Below are 22,346 nucleotides of genomic sequence, written 5' to 3'. Positions count from 1 at the left end.
CCCAGAAAAGCTCTTTCAACCGTTAATCCAAAAATGCTGGTGATGTTAGCAATCATTACCGTTTGCATCGTTACCAAGATTGGCGCATCAGAAAACGGAATTGGTGAGGCACCAACCAATGCTGAACCAGTAACATAACCCGTAACATATTTAAACGCTTCACCTGCTTTTAGTTCAATATTTCTAATCTGTTCTCTCAGAAATGCTTTGCGCTGGGCTTCTGGCAGTAAATTTGCCGTCACTTCTACTAAACGCTCTAAACCATGGGCTGTCACCGTATAATCATCATCGATAGATTTTGATTGTGCTAGCACTGGAATAATCTGACTAACCGGTAGATTCTTACCCTCTAGGAAAGCAATAAACTCACTACGTTTTTTCGTTAACGTTTGAGTCAGAACTAAGATAACTGGTACATCTTTTTGTTGGAGGCTCTTTAGCCATTCTTCTTCAATCGGATCCAATCGAGCAGTCTCATGATTAAGGCAATACCACACCACATGAATGTGTTCTTTTGCCTCTAGTTTCCTTTGATCATCAATTAGTTTCGAGATATCTGCCCTTACTCGTTCAATCTGTTGAGTTTTAAGTTCTAGCCCTGGCGTATCGTACACTGTAATCGGGCAACCTGTTTTTGTATAACGACGAATAGTTTGAGTAACAGGATAGCCCACTCCTGTTTCTGCCAGGCGAGAGCGAAAAATTGTGTTTACTAAGGTACTTTTTCCTACACCGGTTTTCCCAATTACTAAAACATTACATTGCTCAATTTTGCTCTGGGCATCTTCATAGGCTTCGCTCATTTTGCCTAACAGTTCATCAAATGAGATGTGCTCTGACATTAGTAGTTTTCTCCTTTAAGCTGTTGTGCATTTAAACTGTATATAGCATTTTCAGTTGAGATGTAACCTGAGAATGTCTTATGTTATTTTACTATAAAACTCTGGAGCTATTGCCCCTACTATTGCATTTTTCGAAATTTCTGAGTTTATAACTCATTTGATAACGCTATATTTTATCGACATACTGTTCGATAAAATTCCTAAGTTCCTTCACATTAAAATCCTTAGCCAATTTATAAATAACTTTAGCAAATGGTACAAATTTAGCATCTAATACTTCCAGCTTTTCCGCTTCTTGGCTGATGTCAAACACATTACCTTTCTTAGACAAGTCATAAAGTTGGAGCAGAATATCAGATGGGGGAGGCACAATGGCATCTAGGTGGATTTGTTCAGCTCCAGCATCTATTATAGTTTCTGGTTTTGGTATGAAGTCTTCATACACCCATTCCAGTTGCAAATGCTGTTTTAATTTTTCCAGTAATTCTGCTACATCCACTGGTTTGGGAATAAAATCATCGCAGCCTGCATGCCAACTCTGTTGCTGGTCTAACTCATAAACACTGGCAGATGAAGCAATAATCAACAGATCTTTCAATTTATCTAATGAGCGCAGACGTCGCATCATTTCCAAGCCATCCATCACCGGCATCACCAAGTCAGTAATAATTAGGTCAGGGTTACATTCTGTGGCTTTTTCCAAACCCTCAACCCCATTAGTGGCCTCCAACAGTTCAAATCCCAGAGGTTGTAACACATTCACAATTACAGAGCGATTCTGCCATTTGTCATCTACTACTAAGATTTTCCGAGCTTTTCCATGACAACCTATAATAGTCTTAGTGGAAGCTTGCTTACTCGCAATCAAAGCTGTAGTAATCGGTAAATCTAAATCTATAGAGAACATGCTACCTTTGCCATAAGTACTCTCAACATTGATAGCACTTCCCATCAACTTGATAATTGTTTGGCTAATCGCTAATCCAAGTCCAGTACCTTGTTCACGATGATCAACATCCCCCACCTGTTCAAAGGGCAAAAATATTTTTTCCAGTTGTTCTGGGGTCATCCCAATGCCAGTATCTTTAATTATAAATCGAAGTCTGACTAGGGGGGATTGGAGAGTAGGAAGTCGTGGGTGTTTACTGATAACCTCTACCTTAAACGTGACTCCGCCATGGTCAGTAAACTTAATGGCATTGCCCAAAAGGTTAATCAGAACTTGTCGCAATCGTTTGGCATCAGCCAGGATACCGTCTGGCAGATGGGATGAGGGTAGATAAATAAAAGCAATCTCTTTTTGCTGGGCTTTAACCCGGCACATTTCTACAACTTCCATCAGAAAGGACGGCAAATGAACTTCTCTGGGAAACAGTTCCATTTTCCGAGCTTCGATTTTGGATAAGTCTAAAATGTCATTAATCAGATGGAGTAGATAGTTGCCACACTGATAAATAAGGTTGATCTGGTCTTTTTGTTGAGCAGTTATCTGTGGATCCCGTTGTAGAATTTGGGCGTAACCCAAAACGCCATTGAGGGGAGTACGCAATTCATGACTCATATTAGCCAGGAATTGACTTTTGGCGTGATTAGCCTGATCAGCCGCTTCTTTAGCTGCTTTGAACTCAGCTGTACGTTCCTCAACCCGGATTTCCAGTAAAGCATTGGCTTTTCGCAGTTGTGCTTCGATTCGCCTACGCCCAGCTAGATAAACTAGACCATAGCTAAATCCAAAACAGGAAACACCAGCAAATAAGAGCCAATAGCGGTACTGATGGATAACTTGACCCAGAGTAACTTTTCCCCAATCTTCGTAGGGACGAACCCGCAGATTCCGTAAGGTTTCGTGACAAGGTTGGTAGTTGGCCGGGATGGTCCAGCCCTGATAACGACCAGCTTTGGCCGCTGGGTGCTCAGAAGGCATGGTCATTAATGCGATCGCAACCTCTTCCGCTAACTCCACGGGGGTATGGGGTAGTGTGGAAAAAGGCCATTCTGGATAAAGTTTAGTACTCAGAGCAAAAGGGAAAGTGTCCTGATATTGAGTTTGCTGATTCAGGATCACAAAGTCATCTCGATTAATTTTGCCCTCCTGTGCCATACGTTCCAGGGTATCAGTGCGGACAGTGCCAGCATCGACAATACCATCACGAACAGCGTAGACCACTGCGTCATGGCTACCACCAAAGTCGAGCGCTGGAAAGTCACGGTAGGGATTAACTCCAGCTTCTAACAGAGTTTCCCATGCCATTTGCCAGCCCCCAAAGGCAATTTCACTGACGGCCATAAAGGTTTTGCCCCGTAAATCCTTTAAATCCTGGATATCATTGCGGTCAGCATGACGCAGGATAACCGCTCCAAATTGGGTGTAAGGCTTGCCTAGGCGTAGATTTTTTAGGGTGGCAATTCGTCTTGCCCCATAAATCCATTCCAACTCTACATACATTCCAGGGTTAGGCAACACAAAGTCCACCTCCTGGTTAGCTACTATTTCTTCGAGGGTGTCAAACTCTAGTGGTACAAGTTGGAAAACATAGCCGGAAATCGTTTCACTGAGATACTCTAGGGTCGGTTGCCATTTTGTTTTGGTATGGTCAACACCCCGAATTGCCATCACTCCTACCTTAATAATCTTTACCTCTGAAGTCGTTATTTGTCCTGTTCCATCTACAGGTTCCTGAGGAGGAAGAATCCCTGGGGCAGCCGATGGTATTAGTGATAATCCCATGCCTAGAATCAGGCTGGATTTAATGAAGAAGTAAAGACGAATCATAATATAGCAGGTAGTGATAAACATGTAGTGATGGCCTAATCAACCCGACAAACATTTATTATAATGATGAACAAAATTCCAAATAGCTCCTAGGTGATTTTCTAATTTTTTGGAAAATGACAACGTTTTCCGTTCCCAGGCGACTAATCCTTTGTCTTAATGTATTATTTAATCTTTCAATATGATTAGTTTTACCCGTTTGTTTTTCTACCGGCTTGTGACGTTGTCTTGATGCAGTCGCGCTTTGCATCAAGACAGCGAATATTTCGAGCCAATAGCCATGACTAAATATGGTGACCAAGGTACCAATGTCAAGGGTTCCGTTGATGAGGAGCCGGGTGAAGGGAAACTTTCACGCCCGGTTTTGTTGGCGTAGCCTCCCTGACGGGATGACGAGTCAGTGAGGCGACTCACTGGCTTAGTTTAATAGTAGAGAGTAGGGAGATAGAGGAGATTTTGATGAAGGGTAATTATCCTGAGATGATATTAGATGCTATTCCTTTTACCCTTGAAAAAATTAGCGCTAGATAAATTCGGGTAAAGTATAGCGCTAATTTCACCTACTCCCTTAATTATCCCAAATACCCCTTAACCCTTGAAAAAATTAGCGCTAGATAAATTCGGGTAAAGTATAGCGCTAATTTCACCTACTCCCTTAATTATCCCAAATATCCCTTAACCCTTGAAAAAATTAGCGCTAGATAAATTCGGGTAAAGTATAGCGCTAATTTAAATCACTAACTTAATTATCCTAACTATCCCTTAACGCTTCAAAAGGTTAGCGCCTTAAAGCCATAAAACTAGCGCTATACTATTAACAGGATTCCATTAGCTTCTCCCTAGGAGCTACTAATGTCTAAAACTTGGTGATATCACACCTAACGCTATCATGCTTAAGCAAATTGCTGATGCCTTTGAGCACCATGATTATCAAACTGCTGCCCGATTAATTAAACAACTTCTCAAGCAAGAGCCCAATAATCCCTGGACACAGCTTTATCTAGGAAGGCTCCAGGAAGTCAGAGGTAAACAAGAAGCAGCTGAAAGAATCTATCGACAGTTACTGAAAGGAACACCTGTTCCTAAAATTATGGCCCAAGCTCGTCAGGGACTAGCACGCTTAGAAGCTACAGCAAAAGAACAGCGCCGACAAGCCTTAGCCCAAGCAACTGCTGACCCTGAAAGTAATCAATTGGGAGTTTTAGTCCTAAAGCCGATCAGCCAACAAGACAAACCAACAGCAGCTCAACACTTAGCTCGCATCCTGGGGATAGACCCCTACACCGCAAGGCTACAGCTACCTACTAGAGGCTGGCGTTTATATCGCACTGGACCTGTGGGAGAACTTAAGTATTATGGGTCGTTACTGCGAGAAGCATCAATAAAATGTTTGTGGGCAAGCTTAGCAGATATCAAAACAATTAACATCTATCAAGTTAAGTATTTTTCTGACAGTAGTGACCAGGAGACCACTGTAGTATGTCAAAACTCTCAGGGACAGTTGGGTTCCTTTAGCTTTAACTGGTCGGAAGTGACCCAACGAGTAGAAGGGCGGTTGCCTTTGTTTGAGAAGGTAGTAGACTTAGATGCGCGACGGAATTTAACTCGTAAAACCCAAACCTTAGACTATGCCCTGGTTTGTGACTTGCATTTACCACAGCGCCACAGTATTCTCAGAGTATGCGATCGCAATTATCAATTTCAGCAAGGAATTGCTCTAACCCTCAAGCCAGTTTCCAGTCAGAACAGCCTATCCCAAGACTCTCATATACACCAAAGCACTACAAGAGTCAACTGGAACAACTTGACTGATTACTTAAACCTTCGGCTGCTTGAAAAGCCAGTATGGTCTGACTTTACCACCTTTGCGCAAACTGCTATAGACTACCCAGATCTGCTAGAAAAATTGGAGTCTCATATCGACTTATTTCGCCTGGTCGAGACTCCTTGGGATCCAGCATTTCAGTTGTATAGTGGACTAGTTTTTTTGACTAATCACTAATCTAGAAACGAGGGTTCTGCATCTGAGCAGCCATGTCGAGGAACTTATTCATGCTAGGACCAGGACGCCGACGAGGCATGATCATTGGTACGTATTTGGTGGCAAAGGTGGTTTCGGGCTGCCCTTTTGCCTTGCTATTGACAACTGCTGCTGCTGAATTGATTGCCGCTACTGGTGTTGGCTCAGGAGCAGCTGCCTTTTTTTTAGCTTCTGCTTCAGCTTGTTTCTTAGCCTTTGCTTCAGCCTTAGCCTTAGCTAGTTCTTCTTTCTTGGCTTGACGAGCAGATTTGGGCTTAGAAGCTTCAGCTGTTGCTACTGCGGTCGTGGTTTCTGCTGTTGCCTGAGCTGGTGCTACTACGGTTGCGGTTTCCGCTGTTGTCTGGGCAATAGCCGGTTCTGGCTTCTGTTCTACCGCCGGTTGCTCAGGGGTGCTAGTTTCGCTTTCGTCTAGCTCCAGGTAGAAGCCTTTGGATTTTTTGCCCTTAAACAAACCTACCATTTACAAATACCTCTCTAAATTAGTTTTAATGGAAGCTATTACCTTCAGTGCGATCGCAACTGGGGCTACAAGCTTGGCCCAGGAGATTTACCAGTAATCGGCAATCAGTAAGCGGTAATCGGTAATTGTGCTGAATTCCTACTCATCACCAATACCCTCAACCATTTACTCAAAACCCGACTCTGTCCTGGCTTAAGTGGATAGCCCCACTGCTGATCTTGGGTGACTAGTCGTTTGATGAAACTTAACCAAACGTTGCATTTGTATAATAATTATGAGTGATTACTTCACTTATTGCAACAATTTAGATATTTTTGTTCATCAAACTTTACATAAAGCTCTTAATAAGTATATTTACTTAGATTTTTGGAGCTAAAGACCACCAGTTAATTTATAAAGATTTACAATTCTCTCAGAATTTTGGGGAAAGCTATGGAAATTCGACGGATTGCTGAAGTTTTGCGCAATGGTCAACCAGATCAGTCTTTGACCATCCAAGGCTGGGTACGCACAAAACGGGAATTAAAGGACTTTGCCTTTATGGAAGTCAACGATGGCTCCTCCATGGCAAATTTACAGGTAGTGCTCAATCCAGACTTGTCGGATTATGAGACTATCCTGAAACGGCTTAATACTGGCTCATCAGTAGAAGTCACTGGTATACTAGTAGAATCTCTTGGCAAGGGACAGCGAATTGAAGTAAAAGCATCCTCGGTGACAGTATATGGGGAAGCAGATGCCAATTATCCCCTACAGAAGAAACGCCACTCCTTTGAGTTTTTGCGCACCATTAGCCATTTGCGATCGCGTACCAATACCCTAGGTGCGGTGTTCCGAGTGCGGAATGCCTGTTCCAATGCCATTCATCAGTTTTTTCAAGAACGAGGTTTCTTGTGGGTTCATACCCCAATTATCACCGCTAGTGATTGTGAAGGAGCAGGGGAGTTGTTCAGTGTCACTAACCTAGACTTAAAGAACATCCCCAAAACCGATAATCAAGCAGTCGATTATACTCAGGACTTTTTTGGACGACCGACTTACCTGACCGTCAGTGGTCAATTAGAAGCAGAAATCATGGCAATGGCATTTCGGGATGTATACACCTTTGGTCCTACATTCCGAGCCGAGAATTCTAATACCTCTCGCCATCTAGCAGAATTTTGGATGGTCGAGCCTGAGATGGCATTCTGCGATTTGAAGGGGGATATGGATTTAGCAGAAGCCTTTCTCAAGCATGTATTTAAGTCAGTTTTGGAAAACTGTCCAGAAGATCTGGAATTTTTCAACAAGCGGATCGATAACAATGTTCTCGCTACTGCTGATAATATTATCAATAATCAGTTTGAGCGGATTACTTATACAGATGCGATCGCATTACTGGAGAAAACGGATCGTAAGTTTGAGTATGGGGTAAATTGGGGTGTAGATTTGCAGTCCGAACACGAACGGTATCTAGCCGAAGAGTTGTTTAAAAAGCCCGTCATTGTCACGGATTATCCAGTAGAGATTAAAGCCTTTTATATGCGCTTAAATGACGACCAAAAGACTGTAGCAGCAATGGATGTGCTTGCGCCTAGGATTGGAGAGATTATCGGTGGTGCTCAGCGGGAAGAACGGCTGGATATATTAGAGAAGCGAATTCAGAATCAGGGCATGAATCCAGAAGATTTATGGTGGTATTTGGATTTGCGACGTTATGGTACAGTGCCCCATGCTGGATTTGGTTTGGGATTTGAGCGATTGGTGCAATTTATGACTGGTATGGGGAATATTCGGGATGTAATTCCGTTTCCCAGAACTCCTTTAAGTGCAGAGTTCTAAAAAATAAAACTATCGTTGGCTATGCCCACAGCCATTGATGGAAATATGGGTAGTGCTAAAGATTTAGTGGTTTGGCTACCGTCTGCTAAAGATAACGGTAGCTAAAATCACGAATTGTGTACCACTACCCAAAACTATATTGACAGAGTACTAGCTAAGTGAAGCATGACTACGGTCATAGGTAGAGCGGAAACTAGGATGGGGTTTACCTTGGATAGTACCCCAGTAGTCAGAATCTAAGCTATCTAGTCCTACTTCGGAAGCAACGCGACCGAGCATAGATTGCTGACGATTTTTGATCATGTGATGGTGATTCATCATCAGAGCCCTAGCTTTTTCTTGAGTAGACATTTTCCTTTCTCCGATTGCTTATATAAGATTTTGATGGGATTCACTTCCCTTACATATACAACTATATCATAGATTCTGTATCAAAAACTACAAAATTACTTTTATTTACAAATCTTAATGAACTAGCAACTATCACCACTGTCCTTCAAAATATCCCAGAGCCACTGCTCTACGCGATCGCCCATGGCCTGATTAGAGTATTTAACTTCGAGGAGGCGACGGCATTGACGGCGGTCAATTTTATCCAAGTTTGCCAAGGCTTCTACCAAGCCTTCCACAGAATCGGGTTCTACCAAAAAGCCATTTTTACCATCTTCGATAATTTCTGCTGATCCACCACGGTCATAGGAAATGACTGGTACTCCACAAGCGAGGGCTTCAATTACCACATTACCAAATGCTTCCACCCAATGAGGCGTCATCAGTAAGGCTCGACACTGGCGCAAGTGTTTTTGGAGTTGATCAGTTGGCAGAAAACCCAGGTATTCTATAGGGGCATTGGGGTAATCCTGGAGAATCTGCTCCCAATAGGGTTTATTTTGTATAAGACCCATAATTTTTAGTGGCATAGCCGTGAAATCGGATGCTGCCACTGCGTCTTCTAAGCCTTTTTCTGGAGAAATTCGACCCACCCAGCCGAGCCAGGGTGAGGGGGAGTCACAAAAGGAATACACAGACAAATCAATGCCATTGCCCAAACAACGACAGCGATTCTTGAAGGCAAATGTTGCCGCTTGAGCCATTGAATGAACCCCGATTGTGCCAGGGAAATTAATGGCAACTTGTTCGATGATCTGATCCATCCCCTCGGTTAATGAGCCCATACTAACTAGGTGAGCAATGGGACGAGTGAAAAAGGGGGTTAGGTAAAACGGTAACCAGTCGTAGGCAAAGTTTACAATCAAGTCATAGTTGGTTTGAACTTGTCGCCCATAGTCCCACATATTAGCCAATACGGAGGATGGGGGGATGATAGTAGGAGTGTCTCTTGTTTGAGTTTGAATACTACTTTCGAGAACACCATCAATTTCTACCAGAGGCATTCCCCAAGCTGTAGATCCTTTAGTTGCCACAATTGTGATCCTGTGACCCCGATTAATCAATTCCGTAGCAATGTTACGTACAGTCAACTCAACGCCACCACCTAACCCTGAACCCAACGGACCAACTGGGGTGGAAATTAATAGCAATTTCAGGGAATTTAATTGGCTCATTAATTTAAAATTAACGTAAGCTATCAGCTATCAGCTATCAGCTATCAGCTATCAGTATTAAGCTATCAGCTATCAGTATTAAGCTTTCAGCTATCAGTATTAAGCTTTCAGCCATTCGCGTAGCGTGGCCAAGGCTGACGGCTGTTCGCGCAGCGTGAGCTTTTAGCTCACGGCTGACGGCTGACCGCTAAGGGCTGAATGCTTACATCAAAACTATAAGTATAAACTTCAAATTAATTAATCAAACGTTAACTTCAAAACGTTGATTTTAAATCTCTTAAAGCACGGTAAGTAAAGCTTATTAAATTTTTATTACCTGTTCCAGATTATAACACGTTAATTAAAGGTTATGAAACTTTTATTACCTGTTCTGAAGTTCCCTAACTAGTCGCTATTATCTTGGTAATGGTTTGACGTATTTTCTGATGAATTTAGGTGATTTTGTGCTGGTGGCAAACTATCCAGATTCGCTGCAGGGCGAATTTTATTAAACTGATCGATTGCCCATTTTGCCGTTTCTCGCACTTCAGAATCCGGGTCATCCGTAGCGTGACGCAACATCTGCAAGACTTGATTTAGTAATTCATAAATTCGCGTTGCATCCCGAATCGCATTTTTCCGGACTTGGGGGTTGTCATCCTGCAAAGAAATGGCTAGGGCTTTGTTAATCGGTTTGAGGGTTTTGGTGCTAATTTGGGATAAGGCTTCCAAAATCAAGCCACGCTGCTTAGAATCAGAATCTAGCATTAAGTCCACTAGGGGCTTTACTGCCCTCGAATCCCCCTTTTGGGCTAATTCCCAGATAGCTTGTTGTCGCTTTTTTGGATCTGGGTCTTCTAATTCTCTGATTAATTCCTCAACAATACTAAATTTAGTCAGGCGAGTGGTCTTTTTGACATGTAAGGAATCAGCTAAAGACTGAGGTTGAGGATTGCTAGGATTGGCGACATCATAACTAACGCTATGGTTATAATCCCTTTGAGGATGGTGGTTTTGAGAGTCAGTTGACACTTGGACTTTGAGGTTATTGACTCTAGGATCTTGTTTAGCTTGGTTTTCTGTGGAGGGCGCTAATTTTGAGTCTACGGGTCGTTTTGGTTTAGTCAGCCACTTGAATAGCAAAAAACCGCCACCAGCCATGATGATGGCTGGGATGATCAACCATGATGACGGGCTCTTTTCCAGAGTCGAAGGCTCCGTAGTAGTCGATTCGGCTGACACTGATTCACCTGACTTTGGAGCTGAACTCGTGCTGGTGGTTGTCGTCTTAGCAGCGTAGGCTTGCTCCAATTCCTTCCTAGTAACAGAATCAACAACACCCAGTTTTCTCAATCCAACGGATTCTTGGAATAAAGCGACTGCTTTCTCTGTATCCTCACCATAAACACCATCTTCAAGCCCATCGTAGAAGTCAAGATGCTTTAGCTTGGCTTGCACAAGAGCCACCTCTTTTCCCCGACTCCCTTTGAGCAGAATTGGTTGGTCAGTTTCTGTGGCAGAAGTGGGAGATTGAGCGATGAGCAACGGGTCAGGGAGGTTGTTGGTTGAAAATGCGTTCGCTTTTTCTAATTTCGCCGCTTGACTGCTTCCCAGCACCCAGCCTAGGCAGTTCAAACAGGTAGCTACAAGTATGATAGACCAATGGCGAGTCATAAAATTCTACAGGACTCGAATGTGAACGCCAATTCTAGCTTACGCACTTAACACACAACGCTAAATCCCATGTGCTTTAGTCGTTCGAGCAACAGAATTTTGGCTCGATTAATCTCAATTGTATCAAATCGGCTTCACTGCTGGGTTTCTGGTAGCTTAGCACTACCTTCTTCAGACTCAGTTGTTGTTTCCACTGCCAGTTTTCCGCTCTGGCTAGCCGCTATTGTTTGCCAGCCTTGCTTTGATCCGAGTTGCTATTTGTTCCCGCTGATTCACTAGATAAACGCTGAGCAATGTCAGGCACACACCAGTCCACTGTAGGGAACTGAGTACCTCAGACAACACTAAATTCCCAAATAGTAGGGCAAATACTGGTGTCAGAAAGGTTAAGCTAGACAGACTAGTGAGATTGCCCTTGGAGGCAAAGTAGAAGAATATACCGTATGCGATCGCACTCCCGAAAACAGTGGAGTAAGCTAATGCAATCCAGCCAACTCCATCAATATTGACCCATTGCTGGGATTCTATCACACTAGAGAGGGCAAATAACGGTAATCCCCCTAGGAGCATGTGCCAACCAACAGCAGCAACTGGGTCTGCATAGCGGCTGATAATGGGAACCATTACGGTGCCTACTGCCATGGAAAGGGATGCTAACAGCATCAGCCACTCCCCATGATCAAACAGCTGTTGCCAGCTTAATTCTATAGCTTGAGCGTTGCCAGTAAAAAGGCTGAGAATCCATTGATCCGGCAAGCCAATCAAGCTGATTCCTACTATACCAAATCCTAATCCTAACCAACCCCAAAGTCCAATCAGTTCACCAAAGAGCAATCCTGATAGCAGGGCAACCACTAGGGGTTGACTATCAATCATCACCGAACCCAAACCCGCGCCAGTGCTAACCAATCCGTGGGCTAGGAAACCCTGAAACATTGCCCCATCGACTAAGGCAAATAAGCTAATCCACAGCCAGGCTAACCCACCTTTCGGCTGGGGACGACCCATCACAGTTGCTGCTCCTAATACTAAAACTCCTGCTGGTACTAACCGCACCCCAGCCATAAACAGAGGGGTTGTGTTAGGGATCACCCCTTTCATGGCTACCATAGCTGTACCCCATAGGAAAAAGGGGGAAATCAGCAGTAGTGAACCTAGTAGTGACCTTGGTGACAGTATGGTGTTGGCTTTTAGTTGCATAATCCTGATTTATAGTGAATAACGAAAATAACCGACACTCAAGCAGCTGTCATATATTTGATTTAGATATTGACTTTAGATATTAACTTGGCTCAGGAGCAGGGGGCTCAGGAGCACAGTAGTGAGTTTTGGAGTTTTTCGAGCTTACTTCAATAACATACAATTTCAATGGGCGACAGCTTAAAGCCGCTTTTCATATTTGGTTAAACACTTGTATAGATTTATTTATTTATTTATTTATTTATTTATTTAAAGCCCCTGAGTAGCTAACCGTTTTATAAAATGATGCAAACTATATATACAAGCTCCAGTAATCACTTAAATCTAGACTAGATACTCACAATCACCTATGCCTTGGCCGTTTAAACGCAAATCTCTCAAACAAATTGCTCGCATTGAAATCACGGGGGCGATCGCTGGTGGTACCCGTAAACGGGTCCTCGAAGCCCTGAAAACTGTTGAAGAGAAGAAATTTCCCGTCTTACTATTACGGATTGACAGTCCTGGTGGTACAGTGGGAGATTCTCAGGAAATCTATAGCGCCTTGGTGCGGTTGCGAGAAAAGGTGAAGATTGTAGCTAGCTTTGGCAATATCTCCGCATCTGGGGGTGTTTACATTGGGATGGGAGCGGAACATATAGTAGCGAACCCTGGTACAATCACTGGAAGTATTGGTGTGATTCTGCGGGGAAACAATATAGAGCGCTTGTTGGATAAAATCGGTGTTTCCTTTAAGGTGATTAAGTCAGGTCCATACAAAGATATATTGGCGTTTGACCGGGAACTGACTGAGCCGGAAAAAACTATTCTTCAAGAGTTGATCGATACCAGTTATCAGCAGTTTGTACAAACTGTTGCCCAGAGTCGCAACCTAGATGTAGATGTAGTAAAAAGTTTTGCTGATGGTAGGATTTTTACTGGTGAGCAAGCACATAACTTGGGGGTGGTTGATCGGCTGGGAACTGAAGAAGATGCCCGTTGCTGGGCAGCGGAATTGGTGGGTCTTGACCCAGAGAAAACCAAGTCTTTCACCATCGAAGAACCCAAACCATTGTTGAGTCGCTTGCTACCGGGTAACCGTATTCGCAATAGATCTCAGATATCTGTTGGTATAGATTGGCTAGAATTTGAACTATCAACTAGCGGTCAGCCCCTATGGTTGTACCGACCATAAGATAACATGGAGATTTGAGATTTCACAAGAGTCTAATATCTCAAATCTCCCAGGGAAATTCGGAGGATCTTACTTTGCACTGGAGAGTTAGAGCAATTCGAGGCGCAACAACTGCCTCAGAAAATACAGTAGCAGCGATTCGAGAAGCAGTGATGGAACTGCTAGATCAACTCGAAGCTCATAATGAAATCGACCATCAAGAAATTATTAGTGCCATTTTCACCACGACCCGTGATTTGGATGCTAAATTTCCAGCTGCGATCGCACGAGAACGTCCCAATTGGGATCATGTTCCTTTACTTGATCTGCAACAGATGCATGTCGAGGGTAGCCTAGAGCGTTGTATCCGATGTTTAATCCACATCAACACTCCTGTTTCTCAACTTGAGATTTATCATCCCTATTTACGTCAGGCCAAAAATTTAAGGCCTGATTGGACTCTAGCTCAAGTCAGCCGTTAGTTGTTAGGTTATTTCTACTAACCACGCGGCTTGCCCTTACCCATTAGCCAGCGCTAAGTTCAAGTTGTCATTATTCATTAGTCAAAATAAAATTGTTAATGGTCAATAGTAAATTAACAATTAACAATTAACAATTAACAGGCATGGGATTTTATTGAGTGAAATGTATCAATGGTCAACCCTCAATGGTCAACCATCAACAAAAACATTTTCAGCTTGATTCCGTTTGTCTATCAGATGATTTGCGGTGGAAACGAATTCCTAAAAAGATGTCGTATACAAAGTTCCAAAAACTCTTTTGGGCCAGAAGTCCTAGAGATTGATCACAACCTTTTTCATCTAAAAGGGGTTTAACAGCACGGTAGGCGGGCTGATACTTGTACCAGGGTATGGTCGGCCACAGGTGATGAATTAGATGATAATTTTGTCCCATAATTAGCAGGTTTATGATGGGACTGGGGTAAATTCTAGCATTTTTCCAGCGATCACGTTCTTTAAATGGACGATGGGGCAAATAGTCAAAGAACAATCCTAGCGCTATACCTACAACTAATGCCGGCACAAACCAATAGTTCATGATGTAGTCTAAAAAGCCGTATTGACAACCAAGATATATGATGATGGCGATGAATAGACGGCTAAAAAACCACTCCCATAGCTCATACTTACGCCACAAACGGCGCTTGAAAAAAAATATTTCGTGATAAAAGAAGCGAACTGCAATTAACCACAGCGGACCACCAGTAGAAACAAAATGATCGGGATCGTTTTCGGGATCGTTAACATTGGCATGATGCTGCATATGAACCCGCGTGAACACTGGGAAGGTAAAACCTAACATCAGGGCGCTACCATGACCCATGAGGGCATTGACGTAACGGTTTTTGTGGGCAACATGGTGAGAGGCATCGTGAATGACTGTTCCTACCATGTGTAAGGCAAGGACATTAATGCTAAAGCAGCAAGCGTTAGGCAAATCCCAAAGCCAGTAACCACCGGTGGAACAGACCACCAAGATGATCGCCGCCACAAACATGAGTAACGTTAAGTTAAACTTATCCGGGGCACCCAGGAACTCCTTGGGCACTGTCAGCGGCTTGATGGCCTCCGACATACTTGTTTTCTCTCCTTTCTACTGTCTTTTGGTAGTATAAGGTAGAATGGCTCAATCATAAAGATTTGTTAAGATTAGAGCTTCATATCATAAACTAGACTCAATGTCAGGAAAATCACTCTCGTCACGAGGGGAGTCACCCTCCGCCACTAGTTTTCATCCCCTTCTGCTTCTGGGACGCACAGGGGTTTTCAATTGTGAAGCTGATAATCTTCTACAGGTTAACCTCTGTTTCGATTAGGCAGGGGTTACCACTCTGGGGAAGCACCACCATCTTTCCTTTGGGGAAACAGTTCTGCCTAACGTTAATCAGAACCGCAAAAGTCCCAAGGCTGATGCTTGATAGACCTACTCACCGGAGCCAGCAGATCAATTGTGCCCCCTATTTAAGCTAGCGATGCAGCTTCGGAACAGGGGAGCCAGTGAGGTCAAAGGGAGGCAGCGCCGACCTGTGGGGGTTTCCACTGGGCTTTCAGCGATGCAGCGCGGTCAAATCAATTACCGTAAGGAGAGGGGAGCCTTGTCTTGATGCAGCCCTTCCCCACTCGCGCTTTGCATTAAGAAAGGTCGTTGGTTAAAAGAAGTAGCTCGATTACTCAAAATAATCCGCTCAATCCTATGGGGGGTTTTCAGAGCTACTTTCAAAGCCAGACAGACTTCCTTTCGACTTGCCACACAGATAAACCTCCTGTGAAGCTCCCTGGTTGAGTTCCGCTTCAATCAGGTTAACCACTACCCCTGCCAACTTCTGAGAGTTGCTTAAATCATCCGTTGGGATCGCCAAATAACGCACATCAAAAGCAGTTTCTAAATGTTTAGTCTGTACTGCCAACAGCTCACCCGTTAGAACCATCCCTGGTAAATAAACAAATAGTGGATAATCACCAATTAAACTATCACGGAGTCAATAAAAACTGATAAATATTAACTTTTGGTATTGTTTATTTTCATAATTAATTATTATAGATATCAACATTTTTTTTGCGTAATTATAACGAATAATTATTCCTATTAAAACCGCCAATTAATTGAAGTATTAGTCAATTTTATTGGGATGATAATATGTGCAAAACCATAGATAAAATAGGTAGTTTAAATTATGGGAATGGCTCAAGTTTTTAGTCAACCATAAGTGAGACACTAACAAGCCCATATTATCCTTGAGGCTTAATACTTGATACTTCATACTTTATCCTTGATCCCCTGTAGTAACCTAGCAATTTAATACCGGCAGGTCTTAGAGGATATCTGAAAAGTTTTTTGATACTGAATTTTGCCCCCCTAGCCCCCCAATTCTGGGGGGAACAAGAATCCATTTGTTGGTAAAAGTCCCCCAAAATTGGGGGATTTAGGGGGCTTGAATGTAGCAAATGAGACTTCTCAGACAACCTCTTAGTAATGGACCACACAATCTATTTCCCTTGATAGTTCCGCTGTTTATCTGTAATCCAATAGCAATGTCGAACTAATACTGCCACACAACGATGAATAACCATCGGATGCCAACCCATTTGTTCAAATCGGGGTTCAGATCGGTCAAACAAACCTAACCATCGCAGCGGTATCACTGAGTGTACGATTTTTTCTTGGGAAGCGATCGCTAATAGGCGCGGCGCTGCCTGTTTAACTGATGTCCACAAAGCTAAGTGGGCAAAGCCTTTATAAAACTTACCTATTGCCAAAGGCTGAGTCAAATTCACCATTGGTTGGGCTCGGACTATAAACACCCCAACCCAATGATTATGTTCGAGAAACGGACTTGCCTGTTGTAAAAACGTCCACAGTATATGTTCTGGTTTTTCTAGAGGGAAACAACCCATCTGCTGGACAACCCACCCGCATCACTGGTACTTGTCCGATGTAATGATCACAAGCAATGGGGATTGGTTGCCCTAAGGCTACCATCAACAACGGGACATCTAGAAAGCCACGATGGTTGCTCACTACTACAACGGCAGATTTATGAGGAATGGGATCCTCATCGATATTGGAACATTTGTCTTCCCATTGCAGCAAGCAGCGCATCATAAAGCTGTAGGGGAAGATGGTCAGACATCAGTTTCAGTCATCAATTTCTAATCTAAATTAACATTTCTTAACATTGTTTTAAAATTCTATCTATTGACAGATGCCTTAAAGTAGAGATAATCAGGTGCAACACAACTAATGGTGATAGACTGCCAGTGACTACAAGTGTGTAGCTTGACACATTAGGCATTAAGCCAGTAGTAGAAAAAGCCTGTTAAATCTAAACTAGACTACTAACTTATGTTAATAATTAATTTTCCTTATAATCAAGTGACAGAAGGTGGCCTTGATTCCATTCCTTCAAGGCAGTGGGATAACTCATCGGCTGCTTATCATTAGTCCTTACTCATGAGTAACATACTAAGGACTAATGACTCCAAACCCCACAACTAAAATACGTGGAATGAGTTACAAGAGAATAAACAATTTTGAGTAACGTAAACTAAAAAGTAGCGACAGATACTTTTTAGAAAAGGTTAAAACTTAAGTAAATCTGATTAGATAAATACTACATAAAGTAACAACTAAAATTAATACTAGTAGGCATACACTACGTTAAAAATCACTTAAATAAGTTAAATCAGTTGGCTGGAGGGCGTTTTTAACACTCATATGATTCATACGAATACTACTAAAAATACATTTGCCATTACAACACCCCTTTACTATGTGAACGACTTACCCCATATCGGCAGTGCCTATACCACCATGGCATCTGATGCAGTAGCTCGTTTTCAACGGTTACGGGGCAAAGACGTACTGTTAATTACTGGCACAGATGAACATGGACAAAAAATTCAGCGGACTGCTGAAACTCAAGGGGTAGATCCTCAAGTACATTGCGACAAGATAGCTGCTGGATTTGATGTCCTCTGGCAAAAGCTCAATATCCAGTATGACCGTTTCAGCCGCACTACCGCTACCCGCCACCAAGCCATTGTCAAAGAATTTTTCATGCGGGTTTGGGATAATGGTGACATTTATCTGAGTCAACAACAAGGCTGGTACTGTGTCTCCTGTGAGGAATTCAAAGAGCAACGGGAACTCCTAGCTGGAAACCGCTGCTCGATTCACCCCAATCAAGAAGCGGAGTGGCGGGATGAGCAAAACTACTTTTTCCGGCTATCTAAATACCAAAAACAGCTAGAAGAACTTTACCAACAGCGACCAGATTTTATCCAACCGGAAAGTCGCCGTAATGAAGTGTTGAGTTTTGTCAGTCAGGGACTACAGGATTTTTCGATTTCGCGATTGAATGTCGATTGGGGCTTCCCAGTACCGGTTGATCCCAGCCACACCATCTATGTCTGGTTTGATGCCTTACTAGGCTACGTCACTGCCCTATTGGATCCCGATAGTGAACCAACCCTTGATAATGCCTTACAAAAATGGTGGCCGATCAATTTACATCTTATCGGTAAGGACATCCTGCGCTTTCATGCTGTATACTGGCCTGCCATGTTAATGTCAGCCTCTCTACCTGTTACAGGTCAAGTATTTGGTCATGGCTTTCTGACCAAAGATGGTCAAAAAATGGGAAAAAGTCTAGGCAATACCCTAGACCCAGTGGAGTTGGTAGATAAATACGGTGCTGATGCAATTCGCTATTATTTTCTAAAAGAGATTGAATTTGGGCGAGACGGGGATTTTAGTGAAACCCGTTTTATCGATATCGTCAATGCCGATTTAGCCAATGACCTAGGTAATTTGCTCAATCGCACCTTGGGAATGGCTAAAAAGTATTGTCAAGGTATTGTTCCAGGTTTAACTGGCTCAGATATTTCACAGGTCAATCCTCTGCTCGAAATTGGCTTAGATCTCGGTTCACAAGTCGCTAGGGCTTATGAATCCCTAGCGTTTAGCCAAGCTTGCCAAAAAATATTTACTCTGATTCGAGCCAGTAACAAATTTCTAGATCAGCAAGCTCCCTGGAGCTTGTATAAACAAGGAAAACAGCAAGAGGTTGAACAAGTGTTATATACAGTTTTAGAGTCAGTGCGCTTAGCTGCCTATCTCTTATCACCGATTATTCCCAGTATTAGTACGGAGATTTACCAACAACTAGGTTTTGCCATCGACTTTAGCCAAAAAGAACACATCTTTTTGGCTGCGCCCTATGTATCCCATGCATCTTGGGGGGTTTTAGCTCAAAACCAGAAGCTAGGAAAACCCAAACCGGTATTTGCACGACTGGAACTCGCCTAATTTGGTTCCGTCTTATTAACCAAAAACTTAATCGGCATCTTACCTTAATGCTGATTAAGTAAAAAGTTTTTTAATTTTTTTTTAACAAAGAGGTATAATAAAAATGCTGAGCCATTATAATCATGACCCAATTTTTACACCTGAACAAGTCCTAGAAAACCGTGGTCGTGTTGCCATCTTTATCGATGGTTCAAACTTATTTTATGCTGCCCTTCAACTAGGGATTGAAATTGACTACACTAAGCTATTGTGTCGTTTGACAGCAGGGTCTAGGCTACTACGCTCTTTCTTTTACACTGGTGTTGATCGTACTAATGAGAAGCAGCAGGGCTTTCTGCTTTGGATGCGTCGTAATGGCTACCGAGTAATTGCCAAAGATTTAGTGCAGCTACCAGATGGCTCAAAAAAAGCGAATCTGGATGTAGAAATTGCTGTTGACATGATGGCACTAGTGGGTTCCTACGACACAGCAGTTCTAGTCAGTGGAGATGGCGATCTTGCCTATGCAGTGGATTCTGTAAGTTATCGGGGAGTTCGGGTTGAGGTGGTCAGCCTACGCTCCATGACCAGTGACAGTCTAATTAATGTAGCCGACCGCTATATTGACCTTGATACCATCCAAGAAAGTATCCAAAAAACACCCAAACAAAACTATACTTACCGTCCGTTGTCTGGGTTCAATGTGATGGATGAACAGCACAAATAGTTTGGTGATTAGTGATTAGTGATTAGTGATTAGTCATTAGGTAAGCATTCAGCTATCAGCTATCAGCTATCAGCTATCAGCTAATGCGCTACTTGAGTTGCTACTTGAGGTGCTTTTGAATGAAAGAGGTAAGCATTCGTTTAATCTCAGTTAAGTCTGCTGACGGCTGACGGCTGTTCGCGCAGCGTGAGCTTTTAGCTCACGGCTGACGGCTGACGGCTGACGGCTGAGAGCTGACGGCTGAATACTTACGTCATTAGTCATTAGTCATTGTCATTGGTGATTATGGTCTGTCTGATGGGGTCGAAACTACGATGTAGGTGTGTGGGCGTTTGTTTCTCATGTCTTGTAGCATTCGGGCAGTAATTAGTGGCTGAAACCCTATAGTTTATGTCCGATGCTTTGCCCTCCTATAGTTGACATACAGACCTTATTCATGGAGTAGGGTAAAACATCTAAAAACTTAAAGCTAAGCAACTACGTCAAGTATAGCTGAGGGGGTAACAGATCGCCTATAATCATTAACTCATCTGGGTTTGGTCAATTCAGTTACAAAACTTATATCCAAATTGAAGGAAATAATCAGGGATTGAGTTCTCAGTCATTGAAAATATTCTGCCGAGCGCTGAGGGGGTGAAAGGTAGGCTATAATCCTTATCTGGTCATGATGCGCGTCAATTCAGTTACCCAACTTATCAACCGGATTTTTCGACCACTTGGACGAAAGAATCAGGGATTGAGTTCTCAGTCATTGAAAATATGCTCATGATTGTCTAGGTATAGTTTGGGATGATAGTGACCTTAAACCTAGAGCTGACAAGGACTTTGGGGGGCTTGTCGCCCCCCAGGAACTATAGAGGTTATAAAAACTTCTAATAACTAGTAATAACTACTATAGCGTTTCCTAGTAAGCAATTTTTATAAAAATTCCTTTTTTAAATCGATACAAGTCTTTATGATTAAGCTTTGTATCGATTATTTTATAGTCATTTATCCTAACCACACGCTCTTAAGCCATATGTTTTTATACTCCAAGAGATGTCTTAAATTTTTTATTTTGATTTTCATGGTTTACTCATTATCTGGCTGTAAGAGTGAGCCGAAGCCATTAAATCAAGTTCAGGAAGACACTAACGTTACTGAAAAAATTGAAGGAAGTCTAGTCTTTAAAAACGTCACTCTAGATCAGTCAGATAAGCAAGGTCGTCCTCTATGGAAAGTTACTGGAGATAAAGCGACTTACTCTCCAGATAGAAAAATCGCTTACATTGAGAAACCCAATGGGGATTTGTATCAAGATGGGAAACTGATCTTACAGGTCTCAGCCCAGAGTGGGGAAATCCTAGAGAATGGTGAGATAGTGTTTCTCAAAGGTCAGGTCACGGCTACAGATCCCCGTAATGGTGCTGTGTTACGAGGTGATGAGTCTGAGTGGAAACCTAAGGAAGATTTGTTAGTTATCCGCAATAACGTTAAAGGTAATCACCCTAAACTACAAGCATCCGCAAAAGAAGGGCGTTACTTAAGTCGCACCCAGAATTTGGAATTAATTGGTCAAGTAGCAGCCATATCGAAAGACCCAAACTTGCAAATGAAAACGGAACGTTTGCTCTGGCAAATCGAACAACAGAAGGTAATTGGTAACAAAAGGATATTTATTGAGCGCTATAAAAATAAGGTAGTAACAGAACGAGTGGAAGCAGACAATTCTGAGGTAAACCTTAAGGCAAATATAGCAACTCTCAAGAAAAATGTGCAGTTGACTTCGGTTGAACCACCGGTCGTGATATCGAGTAATTCAGCAGTTTGGAATTTGAATGATAAAACTGTTGTGTCCGATCAGCCGGTTAGAATTGTTCACCAGCAGGAGAAAGTGATGGTAACAGCTAACAGGGGACGGGTAGATTTGGGCAAGAAAGTAGTTAGATTAACTGGAGGAGTACAAGGGGAGGGAAGCCGTAAGCAATCCAAACTATACGCTAATCAGCTAACTTGGGATATCCCCACCCAACAGATGGAAGCCTCAGGTAATGTAATATATGAACAAGTTTCACCCCAATTTAATACGACTGGTGATAAAGCAGTGGGTAACCTGGAAGCTCAAGATATTTTAGTAACTAGTGGTGTTGGGGAAAGAGTGGTAACAGAAATTATTCCTTGATCTGGTTGAAAGTTGAAAGTTTAAGGTTAAAGGTTGAACGCGAACCCGTGGCCTTTTGGCCAAGGTTGACTATAACGTGACATACTCCCACACGCTCATCGAAGATTACAGTGTGGGCTTCTTACCAACTCCAGCCATCACT

General features: G+C 42.7%; 18 protein-coding genes and 1 pseudogene. 7 read left to right on the top strand and 12 right to left on the bottom strand.

Annotated elements, in window-relative coordinates:
• From F6K37_RS10650 to F6K37_RS10640, 3 genes and pseudogenes are all read right to left on the bottom strand, one after another.
• Positions 1–842, bottom strand: an 842-nt coding sequence (locus F6K37_RS10650; protein WP_287250024.1) for a GTPase family protein, incomplete at its 3' end; no start/stop codon positions are given.
• Positions 843–1,008: 166 nt separating this feature from the next.
• Positions 1,009–3,570 (bottom strand): PhnD/SsuA/transferrin family substrate-binding protein, encoded by a 2,562-nt coding sequence (locus F6K37_RS10645; protein ID WP_287250022.1) that lies wholly within the window; start codon positions 3,568–3,570, stop codon positions 1,009–1,011.
• An 84-nt stretch (positions 3,571–3,654) separates the two neighbouring features.
• Positions 3,655–3,841, bottom strand: a pseudogene (locus F6K37_RS10640) (IS1 family transposase); the annotation flags it as partial.
• A gap of 663 nt (positions 3,842–4,504) precedes the next feature.
• Between F6K37_RS10640 and F6K37_RS10635 the strand changes: the two are divergent.
• On the top strand, positions 4,505–5,617 hold the full coding sequence (locus F6K37_RS10635; protein ID WP_008182161.1) for a tetratricopeptide repeat protein: 1,113 nt from the start codon (positions 4,505–4,507) through the stop codon (positions 5,615–5,617).
• 1 nt (position 5,618) lies between these two features.
• On the opposite strand, the gene F6K37_RS10630 is transcribed toward F6K37_RS10635, so the two are convergent.
• On the bottom strand, positions 5,619–6,116 hold the full coding sequence (locus tag F6K37_RS10630) for a hypothetical protein (protein WP_287250019.1): 498 nt from the start codon (positions 6,114–6,116) through the stop codon (positions 5,619–5,621).
• A 432-nt stretch (positions 6,117–6,548) separates the two neighbouring features.
• On the opposite strand from F6K37_RS10630, the gene asnS reads away from it, so the two are divergent.
• Positions 6,549–7,937, top strand: a complete 1,389-nt coding sequence (asnS, locus tag F6K37_RS10625) for an asparagine--tRNA ligase (protein ID WP_287250017.1) — start codon at positions 6,549–6,551, stop codon at positions 7,935–7,937.
• A 150-nt stretch (positions 7,938–8,087) separates the two neighbouring features.
• On the opposite strand, the gene gifA is transcribed toward asnS, so the two are convergent.
• The 4 genes from gifA to F6K37_RS10605 all read right to left on the bottom strand — a co-directional run bounded on the left by gifA (position 8,088) and on the right by F6K37_RS10605 (position 12,355).
• Complete coding sequence (gifA, locus tag F6K37_RS10620) at positions 8,088–8,288, bottom strand: glutamine synthetase inactivation factor IF7A (protein ID WP_008182153.1); 201 nt, start codon at positions 8,286–8,288, stop codon at positions 8,088–8,090.
• Between the two features lie 122 nt (positions 8,289–8,410).
• Positions 8,411–9,502, bottom strand: coding sequence for a glycosyltransferase family 4 protein (locus tag F6K37_RS10615; RefSeq protein ID WP_008182152.1), 1,092 nt, complete (start codon positions 9,500–9,502; stop codon positions 8,411–8,413).
• 384 nt (positions 9,503–9,886) lie between these two features.
• Positions 9,887–11,155, bottom strand: coding sequence for a HEAT repeat domain-containing protein (locus tag F6K37_RS10610; protein WP_008182150.1), 1,269 nt, complete (start codon positions 11,153–11,155; stop codon positions 9,887–9,889).
• Between the two features lie 213 nt (positions 11,156–11,368).
• Positions 11,369–12,355 (bottom strand): DMT family transporter, encoded by a 987-nt coding sequence (locus F6K37_RS10605; RefSeq protein ID WP_008182146.1) that lies wholly within the window; start codon positions 12,353–12,355, stop codon positions 11,369–11,371.
• Between the two features lie 349 nt (positions 12,356–12,704).
• Between F6K37_RS10605 and sppA the strand changes: the two genes are divergently transcribed.
• Both sppA and aroH read left to right on the top strand, forming a co-directional pair.
• Positions 12,705–13,529, top strand: a complete 825-nt coding sequence (sppA, locus tag F6K37_RS10600) for a signal peptide peptidase SppA (RefSeq protein WP_008182143.1) — start codon at positions 12,705–12,707, stop codon at positions 13,527–13,529.
• Positions 13,530–13,603: 74 nt separating this feature from the next.
• Entirely contained in the window at positions 13,604–13,990 is a 387-nt protein-coding gene (gene aroH, locus F6K37_RS10595) for a chorismate mutase (protein ID WP_008182140.1), read from the top strand.
• A gap of 211 nt (positions 13,991–14,201) precedes the next feature.
• Here aroH and crtR read toward each other — a convergent pair whose 3' ends face one another.
• The 4 genes from crtR to F6K37_RS10575 form a co-directional block, all read right to left on the bottom strand.
• Entirely contained in the window at positions 14,202–15,104 is a 903-nt protein-coding gene (gene crtR / locus F6K37_RS10590; protein ID WP_008182138.1) for a beta-carotene hydroxylase, read from the bottom strand.
• Between the two features lie 616 nt (positions 15,105–15,720).
• Positions 15,721–15,957 (bottom strand): hypothetical protein, encoded by a 237-nt coding sequence (locus F6K37_RS10585; RefSeq protein ID WP_008182137.1) that lies wholly within the window; start codon positions 15,955–15,957, stop codon positions 15,721–15,723.
• 559 nt (positions 15,958–16,516) lie between these two features.
• Entirely contained in the window at positions 16,517–16,807 is a 291-nt protein-coding gene (locus F6K37_RS10580; RefSeq protein ID WP_063747926.1) for a hypothetical protein, read from the bottom strand.
• A gap of 37 nt (positions 16,808–16,844) precedes the next feature.
• A complete protein-coding gene (locus tag F6K37_RS10575; RefSeq protein WP_008182133.1) occupies positions 16,845–17,132 on the bottom strand; it encodes a 1-acyl-sn-glycerol-3-phosphate acyltransferase in 288 nt (95 codons plus the stop codon).
• Positions 17,133–17,744: 612 nt separating this feature from the next.
• Between F6K37_RS10575 and metG the strand changes: the two genes are divergently transcribed.
• The 3 genes from metG to lptC all read left to right on the top strand — a co-directional run bounded on the left by metG (position 17,745) and on the right by lptC (position 22,204).
• Entirely contained in the window at positions 17,745–19,337 is a 1,593-nt protein-coding gene (metG, locus tag F6K37_RS10570) for a methionine--tRNA ligase (protein WP_008182132.1), read from the top strand.
• Positions 19,338–19,440: 103 nt separating this feature from the next.
• On the top strand, positions 19,441–20,043 hold the full coding sequence (locus F6K37_RS10565; RefSeq protein WP_008182130.1) for a LabA-like NYN domain-containing protein: 603 nt from the start codon (positions 19,441–19,443) through the stop codon (positions 20,041–20,043).
• 1,018 nt (positions 20,044–21,061) lie between these two features.
• Entirely contained in the window at positions 21,062–22,204 is a 1,143-nt protein-coding gene (gene lptC, locus F6K37_RS10560) for an LPS export ABC transporter periplasmic protein LptC (RefSeq protein WP_044492588.1), read from the top strand.
• Positions 22,205–22,346 lie beyond the last annotated feature (142 nt).

Source organism: Moorena sp. SIO4E2 (assembly GCF_010671945.1).
Taxonomy (GTDB): Bacteria; Cyanobacteriota; Cyanobacteriia; order Cyanobacteriales; family Coleofasciculaceae; genus Moorena; species Moorena producens.
The sequence above is the reverse complement of the archived record's forward strand: the minus strand, read 5'-3'. Positions and strand labels throughout refer to the sequence as shown.

Bases quoted from the DNA above. Each gene is read 5' to 3' on its own strand.
- F6K37_RS10630 (WP_287250019.1), bottom strand. From the start codon at position 6,116: ATGGTAGGTTTGTTTAAGGGCAAAAAATCCAAAGGCTTCTACCTGGAG.
- F6K37_RS10565 (WP_008182130.1), top strand. From the start codon at position 19,441: ATGCTGAGCCATTATAATCATGACCCAATTTTTACACCTGAACAAGTC.
- F6K37_RS10635 (WP_008182161.1), top strand. From the start codon at position 4,505: ATGCTTAAGCAAATTGCTGATGCCTTTGAGCACCATGATTATCAAACT.
- F6K37_RS10605 (WP_008182146.1), bottom strand. From the start codon at position 12,355: ATGCAACTAAAAGCCAACACCATACTGTCACCAAGGTCACTACTAGGT.
- F6K37_RS10610 (WP_008182150.1), bottom strand. From the start codon at position 11,155: ATGACTCGCCATTGGTCTATCATACTTGTAGCTACCTGTTTGAACTGC.
- F6K37_RS10575 (WP_008182133.1), bottom strand. From the start codon at position 17,132: ATGATGCGCTGCTTGCTGCAATGGGAAGACAAATGTTCCAATATCGAT.
- F6K37_RS10585 (WP_008182137.1), bottom strand. From the start codon at position 15,957: ATGGTTCTAACGGGTGAGCTGTTGGCAGTACAGACTAAACATTTAGAA.
- F6K37_RS10645 (WP_287250022.1), bottom strand. From the start codon at position 3,570: ATGGGATTATCACTAATACCATCGGCTGCCCCAGGGATTCTTCCTCCT.
- crtR (WP_008182138.1), bottom strand. From the start codon at position 15,104: ATGTCGGAGGCCATCAAGCCGCTGACAGTGCCCAAGGAGTTCCTGGGT.
- metG (WP_008182132.1), top strand. From the start codon at position 17,745: ATGATTCATACGAATACTACTAAAAATACATTTGCCATTACAACACCC.
- F6K37_RS10580 (WP_063747926.1), bottom strand. From the start codon at position 16,807: ATGGTGAATTTGACTCAGCCTTTGGCAATAGGTAAGTTTTATAAAGGC.
- sppA (WP_008182143.1), top strand. From the start codon at position 12,705: ATGCCTTGGCCGTTTAAACGCAAATCTCTCAAACAAATTGCTCGCATT.
- asnS (WP_287250017.1), top strand. From the start codon at position 6,549: ATGGAAATTCGACGGATTGCTGAAGTTTTGCGCAATGGTCAACCAGAT.
- F6K37_RS10615 (WP_008182152.1), bottom strand. From the start codon at position 9,502: ATGAGCCAATTAAATTCCCTGAAATTGCTATTAATTTCCACCCCAGTT.
- lptC (WP_044492588.1), top strand. From the start codon at position 21,062: ATGTTTTTATACTCCAAGAGATGTCTTAAATTTTTTATTTTGATTTTC.
- gifA (WP_008182153.1), bottom strand. From the start codon at position 8,288: ATGTCTACTCAAGAAAAAGCTAGGGCTCTGATGATGAATCACCATCAC.